Origin of the sequence: Sulfuricurvum sp. (assembly GCF_023250475.1) — a bacterium.
Taxonomy (GTDB): Bacteria; Campylobacterota; Campylobacteria; order Campylobacterales; family Sulfurimonadaceae; genus Sulfuricurvum.
Map to the genome: position 1 here is coordinate 1 of NZ_JAHFAQ010000068.1, position 11,779 is coordinate 11,779.

General features: G+C 43.1%; 8 protein-coding genes. 3 read left to right on the forward strand and 5 right to left on the reverse strand.

All coding sequences use genetic code 11. The features are described 5' to 3' along the window. Nucleotides 1-1,556: hypothetical protein (locus Q0C19_RS07535; protein ID WP_295054675.1), on the reverse strand; the 1,556-nt coding region annotated here is incomplete at its 3' end. A 133-nt stretch (nucleotides 1,557-1,689) separates the two neighbouring features. Between Q0C19_RS07535 and gltX the strand changes: the two genes are divergently transcribed. The 3 genes from gltX to Q0C19_RS07550 are packed head-to-tail and all read left to right on the forward strand — an operon-like array spanning nucleotide 1,690 to nucleotide 4,927. After that, entirely contained in the window at nucleotides 1,690-2,988 is a 1,299-nt protein-coding gene (gene gltX / locus Q0C19_RS07540) for a glutamate--tRNA ligase (RefSeq protein WP_295054678.1), read from the forward strand. Continuing rightward, nucleotides 2,985-3,275, forward strand: coding sequence for a YggT family protein (locus Q0C19_RS07545; RefSeq protein WP_295054681.1), 291 nt, complete (start codon nucleotides 2,985-2,987; stop codon nucleotides 3,273-3,275). Before gltX ends, Q0C19_RS07545 begins: the two co-directional genes overlap by 4 nt. After that, nucleotides 3,272-4,927 (forward strand): lytic transglycosylase domain-containing protein, encoded by a 1,656-nt coding sequence (locus Q0C19_RS07550; protein ID WP_295054684.1) that lies wholly within the window; start codon nucleotides 3,272-3,274, stop codon nucleotides 4,925-4,927. Before Q0C19_RS07545 ends, Q0C19_RS07550 begins: the two co-directional genes overlap by 4 nt. A gap of 491 nt (nucleotides 4,928-5,418) precedes the next feature. On the opposite strand, the gene Q0C19_RS07555 is transcribed toward Q0C19_RS07550, so the two are convergent. From Q0C19_RS07555 to Q0C19_RS07570, 4 genes are all read right to left on the reverse strand, one after another. Beyond that, complete coding sequence (locus Q0C19_RS07555) at nucleotides 5,419-6,246, reverse strand: GNAT family N-acetyltransferase (RefSeq protein ID WP_295054687.1); 828 nt, start codon at nucleotides 6,244-6,246, stop codon at nucleotides 5,419-5,421. Next, a complete protein-coding gene (gene nifV / locus Q0C19_RS07560) occupies nucleotides 6,237-7,352 on the reverse strand; it encodes a homocitrate synthase (protein WP_295054689.1) in 1,116 nt (371 codons plus the stop codon). The genes Q0C19_RS07555 and nifV overlap by 10 nt, the downstream gene beginning before the upstream one ends. Nucleotides 7,353-7,362: 10 nt before the next feature. Beyond that, nucleotides 7,363-8,778, reverse strand: coding sequence for a nitrogenase cofactor biosynthesis protein NifB (nifB, locus tag Q0C19_RS07565; RefSeq protein WP_295054692.1), 1,416 nt, complete (start codon nucleotides 8,776-8,778; stop codon nucleotides 7,363-7,365). A gap of 168 nt (nucleotides 8,779-8,946) precedes the next feature. Beyond that, the gene (locus tag Q0C19_RS07570; protein WP_295054695.1) at nucleotides 8,947-11,730 is read right to left on the reverse strand and encodes an EAL domain-containing protein; all 2,784 of its coding nucleotides are present in this window, start codon (nucleotides 11,728-11,730) and stop codon (nucleotides 8,947-8,949) included. Nucleotides 11,731-11,779: the final 49 nt, after the last annotated feature.

Here is an 11,779-nt window from a genome sequence, read left to right on the forward strand (position 1 = left end):
TGCATCCGATGATCACTCTGGATACGGATATATTGGCGGTTGTTGCCGGAAGCTTGAAGAGGCTCAAAATTGGATAACACCGCTATTTTTTTCGCAACATCGACAATTTTAACATTGGCTAAAATATCAAAAGGGATATTAGCCCCCTGAATCACGACGCTCTGCTCAAGTTTCATCGCGTAACCCTGAATTTTTTCAATGGAAACATAGACCATATCGTTTGAAATCTTGACGATATGCGCCGCCGTACTGATACGAATCCCTTTATAAAAGTTCAGGAGCTTCACCGATGTTTTGGTCATAATCATTTTTTCAAGATAATGGAGCGCCTGCGCATGTTCATCGAAGGTTTCTTGCGGCGATGCTGAGATTTCAAAATGGACAAGATGGGCTAAATCGCGAGAGAGGAGCTGTTTATGTTTGATATGGTCTATGATACCGATTGCTTTATTGAGCTCAACCCCGTGCATATCGATAATAAAAGAGTCCATGAGGATCGAAGTTCCTTCAGCTGCGAGTTCAACCCCCAGATTCTGATGGAATTTTTCCAACGATTTTTTGAGTTCATCCAACGAGATACCCGATGCGATAATGGTGTAAATATGTTTATTCCACTGTGCCATCTCGACATCATGGTCAAAATACGATCGTGCCAATTGAAGCATCTCTTTACACACGTCATTGTATACCTCTTCACCGCGCATCTCAATGATTTTATCCGAATTTTCAACGTACATGATAATGACCGGAATAGCTTCATTTTCTCGCTTATGAATCACAAAAGCATCTTTGAGAAGCTCGATAAAACCCATTCGGTTGTGAAGCTGTTTATCGCATTTTTGTATCGGTGCGATTAAAGGGACCATACTGACAAGGAACTCCCCCTCTTTTAGAGGCTGGTTGGTAACAAAATATTCTTTTATCTCGCCGCTGATATCTTTCTTCGAAATCATTTTTTGAGAAATGCCGGAGCTATTAAGAAAGGCCGACATCTCTTTATCTTGAAAATTTTGATTCAATTCGTCCAAATTTTTAATGCCGAATTTTCGTTTGAGCGTTTCATTGGCGTACACCGCTTTTGATTGTTTATGAATCCAAAAGAGGTTATCGGAAAATTCGGAAATCGTCCGATCGTAATTGACTAAAATCGATTCATTATGTTTTTTTACCAATGAGGAAAAAATTCCCATCATCGCAGCAGCAAATTCATCTTCAGTGACGGGAACAGCATTGACATTCAATGCATGAAAAAAGAGGGCAATTTTATACACATTTATATTTCTAAAATCGGGAGTCAGAATTATCGATTCGAGCGATTGGATCACAGAAACCGCATTTTTCAACGAAGGGGATTTTAAAAAATCGTATGACCCGCAAATAATCAATAAGTGACAATGGACAGGCGATTCATCCGAGATAATGTGATCAATGGTTTTAAATTCTGACGTACGAAATACATTCGTTGCATACTCTTCAAACGGAACAGGAAACTCAGCTTCATGAAGGATAAGAAGATCAAAGTGTTTGGCATATTTGGCAATTTTTTGAATGGACAACGGCATTCCTAAATTATGGTTGTGAATTAAATAAAATTATACCCAATAAGTGGCTTTTCACCCCTTAAATATGGACAAAGTTACCTTAAACAGAGTTTCTGCTAATATTGCAAAAAAGATTTAGGAAATATTAATGCTCCGTTTTGCTCCAAGTCCGACCGGCGATATGCATATCGGCAATCTTCGTGTCGCGTTATTTAATTACATTTCTGCTGTTCAGCGTGAAGAGCCTCTGCTTATCCGCATTGAAGATACTGACAAAGAACGAAATATTCCCGGAAAAGAGAAAGAGATTTTCGAAATTTTGGCACTGTTTGGTATTGAGTACCAAGAGCAACAGCTTCAAAGCAATAATCTCCGTTTTCATCGTGCGATGGCGTTACAACTGCTTCAGGATAAAAAAGCATTTAACTGTTTTTGTACCTCTGAAACGCTCGATGCCAAGCGTGAAGCGGCTAAAGAGGGAAAAATTGCCTACCGCTACGACGGGGCTTGCGCAAACCTCCCGGATGAAGAGGTTATCGACAACCCTCTTCCCTTCACCATCCGACTAAAAAAACCGGAACACTCCATTACCGTAACCGATTTAATCAAAGGAGAATCGACCTTTGCCCCGGATGATATTGACAGTTTTATTTTAATGCGTGCCGATAAATATCCTACCTACAATTTTGCGTGTGCGGTTGATGACATGCTTGCCGATATCTCACTCATTATCCGTGGAGAAGATCATCTAAGCAACACCCCAAAACAGATCGCTATCCATGAAGCGCTCGGCTACACCAAAAAAGTCGAATATGCCCATCTGCCGATCATCCTCGGAAATGAGGGTAAAAAGATGTCAAAACGGGATGACGCTTCGAGTGTCAAATGGCTCCTTGAAGAGGGGTATCTCCCCGAAGCGATTACCAACTATCTCATTTTAATGGGAAATAAACCTCCGTGTGAAATTTTCACCCTCAAAGAGGCGATTAAGTGGTTTGATCTTAAAACACTTTCAAAAGCCCCTGCCCGTTTTGATATGGATAAACTCAAATTTATCAACCGTGAACATCTCAAAGGGCTTGATCCCAAAGAACTTTCCCGTTATGTCGGGTTCGCCGATGAAGAGATCGGAAATTTGGCAAAACTTTTTTTAGAAGAGGCGAGTACACTCAAAGAGCTCCGCGCTAAAATCGGGGCCATATTTGCCCCTAAGAATGTTCCCGACGAATATAAAGAAGGATTTGATCTCTTACGTGATTTAACCCTCAAGGCTCCCCATTTTGACGACTATGAATCGTACAAAGCTTATTTGATCGAGCATAGCGGCTTAAAAGGAAAAAGCCTCTTCAAACCTTTGCGGATTCTCATCGGCGGTGCAGAACATGGGCCGGAGATGAACGACTTGTATACTCATATTAAAAATTATCTGAAAGAGGTGGCGAAATGATGGGGGGAATAGTTTCCGGATTGGGCGGCATCGTCCACTCTCTGATCACTGTATATATCTGGGTTTTGATTATCGGGGCTCTTCTATCATGGGTGCGTCCAGATCCGTACAATCCGATTGTTCAGATCATCTATCGTCTCACTGAACCTGCCTACCGTGCCCTTAGACGTATTATGCCGACTGTTTTCAACGGGATTGATCTCGCCCCTTTGATTTTGGTGATTTTACTGCAAGTAATCGATGTGATATTGGTCAATATCATTAACGCCGTAGTTCTCTCATCATGATCCGCTCTGCACTTTTAGCTTTATTACTCTCTTCAAGTGTATGGGGGATTACCCTTTCCGATATCAATGACAAGCCGGCATCGCGTCAAAAAAATTTTTTGATATGGCAGTTCTTACATCAGGATATCAACGCTTCGCAAGCCGCAGAAGCCTTTTATCAGGTTGATAACGTCAATGAGCGCTTTTTATTCGATTATGCGGCCAAATCCAATGAAGCCGAGATCAAATATACGGCAATGTGTCTTAAAGAACAAGCCTGTAATTTGCCGGTTATTGAAAACGATGATTGTTTGATGCTGGCACTTACTCCGGCGAAAGCTACCGCACTTAAACCTGAAGAGCGTGAAAATATAGCCTCACGTCTTAATAACCGATTCGGCAATGTCGAATGGCTTCGTGCAATGAACCAAGAGAGCTTTTATAGCTCGCCCGTGAATATCGCCAACGAAACAACCCTCTTTCGTCTTGCAGGAGCAAGTTATCGTCATGAGAACTTTAATCATCCGCTCTCACTGGACGTTGTGGATACATTGACTCAGAGTCCCTCTTTCTCACAAATCGTTTTCCTCACCGTAACCGATCCTGCGATGGATCAGATGCAGCAATCGCTTTGCGCTGTTACCGGCGGCCATTTTGACCCGCAAACCCATTTTTTCCTTGCAATGAATGATATCAAATACGGGAAATTCGACATTGCGCTGGAGCATTTGAAAGAGGCAAAAAGCCGTTTTTACAGCCCAATCGATCGAGACAAGAGTACATTTTGGATTTATCAGATTACCAAAGACCAAACCTATTTGGATGAACTCTCCAAAAGTCTTGATATTAACATGTATGTTCTCTATGCCCGAGAGCTTCTTCAGCTGCCGACGGAAAACTACTTTACCACGCTCCCTACCGTGCACCGCAGCGACAGTATCAACGGAATAGATCCGTTTCAGTGGAGAGAATTTGCCGAAGAGGTCAAAAATTCGACCCCTGATACCATCGTTAATCTCATAGACCGCTGTGACGGAGACGACTCCGTCGGTGTTCAGGGGTATGTCTTGGAACGTACTTATGAGCCGTATATCCATAACTTCACGATGCCTTACGATCAATATATGAGCACCATAAGCACCGATCAAAAAGCACTCGTTTACGCTCTCATGCGTCAGGAAACCCGTTTTATTCCCGGATTGATTTCACGCTCATTCGCACTGGGTCTAATGCAGATTATGCCGTTTAATATCGACACTATCAGCAAAGTTCATCCGCTTAAACCGACCACCTATTTTGATATGCTTCAGCCTGAAATCAGTATCGCTTATTCAATTTCCCACATGCAGCATCTGATCAATAATTTCTATAACCCCGTCCTTATCGCCTACGGATATAATGGGGGAATGGGATCAACAAAGCGGCTATTGATGGATGGCGGACGATTTTTACCGGGTCAATTCGAGCCGTTTTTAAGTATGGAGTTGATCGGTAATGACGAAAACAGAGAGTACGGCAAGAGAGTTCTTGCCAACTACGTTATTTATAAGAAGATTTTAGGGGAGCCGGTGTCACTAACGGCCATTTTTGATAATTTAGTACAACCGAGCCAGTCTGATTCTTTTCGAGCCGAAGCGCTAAAGAAGAGTTTTGGTCTGAGTCAAAGCGAATAAAATAGTACCGGTTCCAATTATTCTGAACCGGCATGAGCGAGCGTCTTGGATCTTTTTCGGCAAGAGGCTCGATCACCGTCGCTTTTTTTCCGTTAAGAGTTACCTCATAACCGTTTGATTCCAATTCCCTTACCTTATAGCTTTTGTCATCATTTTCAAAATAGACAGAAACAACAAAATTCTCACCTTCATTATAAACTGCCGGATCAGTACGGTTGAGGTACAAAGATGAAAAAATAGCTTTGGTTTCCAAAGAGAGGACGATTGCACCGCTGCGAAGCTGTTCTACGGAACGTTCATGGGTCTCATCCATTTTGAAAAGGTCAAATGCACCTTTTTGCGAACAACCGCTAAAGGCCAATAAAGCAGATATTGCTATCCATGAAAATCGCATCGTATTCCTTTTATCATCGAATAATCGTTATTATACGTCAACTCCCCTTAACCGATTTCTATGAGTTTTTTAAAGATTTTCAGAATATCAACTGGGATCAAAGTGAAAATGCGTAAATATTCTCAAATTTGACGGTACGCACTTCACCGTAGCTCATATGTAGAAATGTCCCTTTTTGCACGAAATGGTATTTTTTAAAAAGCTCTACCGCTTTCGTATTGCCCATCGGGACATCGGCAATCACTTTTTTGAGTCCGCGAAAATAGAGTACCCCCTGCATCATCTTCTCGGCTTCCTCTTCAAACCCTTCGCGACACTGCCACGGGCCAAGATAAACACCGCGAGAATTAATAACACTGGAGTGCTGAAATGAATTGGGAAGGGCAAATTTAAGGGAACTGTTTCGTTCCATCTCGTCCATCATAAAATCCATCCGATCTTCACCGAAGGTCTCCATATCAATTCGACGGATCGTAGCATCGAAGTTTCCGCCGTCGAGCTCTTTGGCCTGCGCGTTGGTAAAGCTAAACGGAGGGACTTTACCGACATTAAGAAACCGTCCCACTTCCATAACCGAAGTAAAGCCGCTTTGCTCAAAAAAACTTTTTAATTGAGGATTTGCATGGAGATACAAAGAGGGGTGTTCATCTTTTAATACCGCCAAAAGCGTCGTAAATAGGCGTCGGCCTATACCCTGTTTTTGATAACTCGGTTTCACCATGAAATATTTGATCATTGCCGAAGTTTCAAACTCAATTGCCATCACGGCACCGATAAGGATACCGTCTTCATATGCCCCATAGCACAGATGAGGAGCATGCATCATCATAAGTTTGACATGATACCCGTCCAACAGCCATCCCGTCTCTTCGGCGATTTTTGTCAGTTCAGCTACGTCAGCATATTTAAGCCATCCTATAAACATATCGCATCCTGATAAAGAGATTTCAGCTCGCCGATTTCCAATACCCGCTTGCGGGATGTGACAATTTCCCGAATTTTCGGAAGAAGTTCCCCCAAAATCGAATTATCCGCACTAATCCCTATCCGTGCCAAATGGTATCGAATCGTTGCACTTCCGGAGTGTTTTCCAATCGGAAAAGAGCTTTTAAGTCCTACCTCTTCGGCTTCATACGGTTCATACGCATGTGAATCTTTCATCATACCATCGGCATGGATACCGCTTTCGTGGGCAAAAATGCGCTCTCCGACGATAGGGGCATTGGTTGCCAAATGGATATTGGCCGCATTCGCAACGGCATAAACAAGATTACGCAATAACACCGGATCAATGGCCCGTTCCTCACCGTAAAGATGTTTAAGGGCCATCAATATCTGTTCGAAAGAGGCATTGCCTGCCCTCTCCCCTAATCCGATCACCGTGGTATTCATACTGATGGCACCCGCATCGATTCCGCTGAGTGCGTTAGCATTAGCCAGTCCGAAGTCATTGTGCGTATGCATTTCAATGGGGAGAATATTGTAATCGCATAACGATTTGACCGTGTGGTAGGTTTGTGTCGGCGTCATTACACCGATCGTATCGCAATAGCGAAAACGTTCAGCTCCGCACTCGCGACCCAGTTCCATCACATCGCGAATAAAAGAGAGTTCTCCGCGCGAACTGTCTTCACCGCCGATACAGACGAATAATCCCTCTCGCGATGCGGCAGTTACAACACGTTCCAGTTCACTCAAAACCTTACCTTTGCTTCCTCCGAATTTAACATCAATAAGAATATCGGAGATCGGAATGGAGAGGTCAACCGCTTTAATACCGCACGACAGTGATGCCTCTAAATCGTCCATTTTCATCCGATTCCACGTCATCATCCGTGCTTTCAGTCCCAAGCCTAAAAGTTCTTTGATATCATCACGCTCCTTGGTACCCATTGCCGCAATACCGATTTCGAGTTCGTCCGCACCACAGGCATCCAGGAGTGTGGCTATGCGAAGTTTTTCAGCGGTATTGAATGCGACATAGGGAGCTTGCTCCCCGTCGCGCAGAGTGGTATCGTTGATGAGCGCCATAATAGGCTCCTTAATTTACTTCCAACACTTCCGGGAGGTTGAAATATTTACGCGTCGCTTTGAGTACCGACGCTTCGATCGGCTGATAGGCGTAACTTTGATCCGCAACGATTCCGGCAGCCGAAAGATCATTTTGAGGACACCCTCCGATTTTTGCCGTCAAAATCAGTTTTACATCTTTGAGGCGATCCAAAATCGGCTGTAGAGGGTTTGTACCGTCCGGTCCAGCACAATATTCAGCTTCTACTTTACGGTGGTGAATAAATCGGATACCTTTATCCCCTGCCTCATATATCAGGAATTCTCGAACACTTCCGAAATGTTGATTGATCATCCCCTCACCCGCCGTCGTTACCGCTACGAGAATTGTATGACCATCGGAACTGAGTTCTTCTTTCTCTTTGCGGACACGTTCATTGGCTTGATCGAGGAAAAATCTAAACTCTTCGATTTTTGCCTGAGCGGCTTGACGTGCTTCAAGATCGTATTTAATTTGAAGTTCGTCAAAACTAAGCCCTGCAAAGGTATCTTTGGTGAACTCTGCCCCGCGGTCCTCACCGATAAGTCCGACTGCATCGGCGCGGCATTGTCGGCAGTGCTGCATCAGTTTCATATCCATGCCGCAGGCTTCTTGAACTTCCATCTGCTGCTGATCGGTCGCACTCGGAACCCCTGCAAGGGCGAATGCGGTTCCGAATTCCGGTTCGGAGAGGATAGGCATGATATTGTGCAAGAAAACACCGATCTCTTTGAGCTTTTTGGATACTTCTTGGAGATGTTTGTCATTGATACCGGGGATAAGAACCGAGTTCGCTTTGATCAAAATCCCTTTTTCGACACATTTCTTCATCCCTTCCAACTGACGTTCCAAGAGAATCTGCGCCGCCTCTTTGCCGTAATAGCGTTTATTGTTATAGAAAATCCACGGATAAATTTGGCTTCCGATCTCTCCGGTTTCATCAACCGTGTTGATGGTGACCGTGATATGATCGATATTGTGCTCTACCATTTCGTCAATATACGTTGCAAGTTCCAAGCCGTTTGTGGAGAGACAAAGTTTAAGATCCGGCGCAAATTTGCGTACCATACCGAAAGTCTCAAACGTCTTTTTCGGGTTCGCCAACGCATCGCCCGGTCCAGCGATACCGAGTACACTCATACGCTGCACTTCACCGCCGACGAGAAGTACTTTTTTAGCTGCTTCTTCCGGTGAAAGACGCTCTGAGGTGACTCCCGGTCGGGATTCATTGGAGCAATCGTATTTGCGGTTACAGTAGTTGCATTGGATATTGCACGCTGGGGCAACTGCAACATGGATACGGGCATAGTGATGGTGTGCCCCCTCTGAATAGCATGGATGATTATGAATCTTCTCTTTGATGTCATCTGGCATAAAAGCTTCGTTACCGCTTGAGGAACAGCTCATGTTAAACTCCTTAGTAAAAAATCCAATGATCCTCTGCCTCATCCAGCACGCAACCATTTTCTAAGAAGTGTTATGCAAATGATGTTCTATTGTTTTAAAAAGGGGAGTTTGACAAATAGCGACGTTTTTGTCGCACTGAGAAATAAATGTGAAGGAATCCCCGTAAAATTACGGGCGAATAACCGAATCGGGTACGGAGAAAAGGTACCCTTGTGCATAGTCTATCCCTAAATCAACAAGTTTGGAGAAGATGGCTTCATCCTCCACAAATTCGGCGATGGTTGCAATCCCCTTTTTCTGCGCAAACAGAAGGATACTTTGCACAGTCAGGAGATGATCTTCGTCGATATTTAGATTTTTAATTAAAGAACCGTCAATTTTTATGTAATCGACATCAAGCTTTGAGAGATAGCTGAAGTTCGAATAGCCGGAGCCGAAATCATCTATCGCAATTTTCACCCCATACTTTTTTATCTTTTTGATAAATTCTACAACTTCGGAAAAGTTCTCTATCTCTTCGGTTTCAACAATCTCAAAGACGAGGCGGTGCGATGCTGAAGATCTCTCCAGCGTATTGTAAATAAAGGTACGTGTCTCTTCAGACATGATGTCATGCAACGTCAGATTAATCGCAAACTCGTACTCTAATTTTTCAAATACGGCAAATGTTTTGGCGATCATGATTCGAGTCAGCTTGTCATAAAGCTTTGACTTTTTAGCATGTTCAAGAAAGAGATAAGGACTGACAACTTTTCCGTCTCCGTCAATCATGCGGATAAGCGCTTCATATTTGGTAATACAACGGGTTTTATTATCGACTATTCCTTGAAAATAAGGGATTATACGGTCATTTTCAATAGCGGACTGGATTGTATTGACTACCATAATATTATTATGTGTTTTCTCGCTCAAAGCACGATTATCATTAAAGAAAATAACCTTAGCCCGTTTTTCCTTGGCATCTTTGAGGGCAATATGCGCTAGGTTATACACTTCCGTTTTTATGGCATGTGCCACACCGCCGGAAACTTTGACGGATATATCGTAGGTACCGATTTTAAATTTATGGCTTTCAAGATTATTGACATATTCAACAATCTGCTCTTTCAAAGTATCGTTAAGTTCATCCGTACAGATAAATACAAATTCATCTCCGCTGATCCGATAAATATGATTATGATCGATTAATTGATCAATATTTTTGGCAAATGCTCTGAGAAGATCGTCTCCCACAGCGTAGCCGAAATAATCATTAATATTGGAAAAACGGTCGATATTCAATACAACCAACGTCGGCTCTTTCGCGCTGTTTTCCAAATCGGCAAAGAGAGCCGTACGATTTTTCAATCCGGTCAGTTCATCCGTAAGCTGACGTTGAATAATCCGTTCTTTGGCGATTAAGTCGGTCACATCCATCCTTGCGGCAATGTACTCGACTATATTTCCCTTGTCATCAAAAATCGGAGCAATAACCGATTTCACGTAGTATTCTGTCCCTTTTTTAGAAAAATTCTTAAATGTTTTCTTCCAAACCTTCCCCGATTCGATTGTCGTCCAAAGATTTTCAAATATATCCGGTGAATTGTCAGGATGACGAACGATGTTGTGATTTTTACCGATCAATTCTTCACGGGTATACCCTGATATTTCGCAAAAAGCGTCATTGACATAGGTAATAATCCCTTTTGAATCCGTTTTCGAGACAATAGAACTTTCATCCAAAACCATCTTATACTGATCGAGGAATCGTATACTGTCATCGAGTTCATCTTGGGTAACGTTGATCAGATAGGTAAGGGATTTGAGCATCGAATGGCGATACTCATCCACACTCCCCTTGTCGGGCGAAGCGAGTAGCTTCATCTCGCTCAAAGAGAGGGTCGTCGTCGTAATATTGAGCAACTGATTATCTGAGGGAGAATGAAAAAACTCTCCGTACGTAAAAAACCCTGCCGTGGGTGCGATTTCGTTGATTAGCCCAAATTCATAATTGAGCTGTTCTTGTACAAAAAGTTTCCGTACCGAGCAGGAGTAGATATAGGTCGCTTCGACAGGCCCCGAGGCAACGGTATCACGTACATCCACGGCATGGTTGAGTATCTCATCAACGTTTCCGATGGAAAAACGAACTTTCTCTCCGTTATGAAAATGACCGGCATATACCAATCCGCCGTCTTCGGTTTTAGCAATAATAGAGCGTGCGATACGAACACCGTCTTCTATTTTTATAAGGGGGAACTCTATGGCACTGGCAGGTATCCTGGCTACCGTTTCCGCCCCCAAATAGTGAGTGTAGAGCTCTTGGATCGGACGGCCGTCGATCTCATAAATGACATTTTTGTTTGCCTTCGTAATGGTCATCTCTTTACCGACCGAAGTCCAATTCAGGGAGTAGGCATTATGCACCTGCAGCACATCGCTATTGAGTACTGCGATAACGATACCGTCGTTATAGATTGCGTTCCCATTCATAATATAGGTGCGGGTAAATGTCAGATCATCTCCGGCATTCCCCCCCGCGATCATGACATCACTCCGAACAGCAGAAAATCCGTTTAAAAAAGATTCCGAATCATTTTTTAATCCTTCGCTAAAAGCGATACACACTTTGGAACGCTCGGTAAGAATTTCTCGAGCCGCACGCCCTCCATTCTCAAAATCAGATTTAGGATAATAATAGGTCGATACTTCCGTCGCTTCAAAAAGAGAAAACGAGATAACGATCCGTGAAGAACTCATCTTGCCGTCCATGATTTCGCCGGCTGTCGTAGAGCCGATCAATGAAACGTGAGGAAATCGTAACACAAGAAGATCGAGTATCGGCTGGATCAGGGATTTGTCCATAACGCCGCTAAAGAGTTGTATAAGAAGGGAGCCGCTCTTCGGGATAGATTCTTCGATGAATGTTTCAAGATGCTCTAAATTCTCATATTTATGATTAATCAGATGCATCAAAACTCCCTCTTATCTTACATAATTAGTATTTTATATCAAAAACACT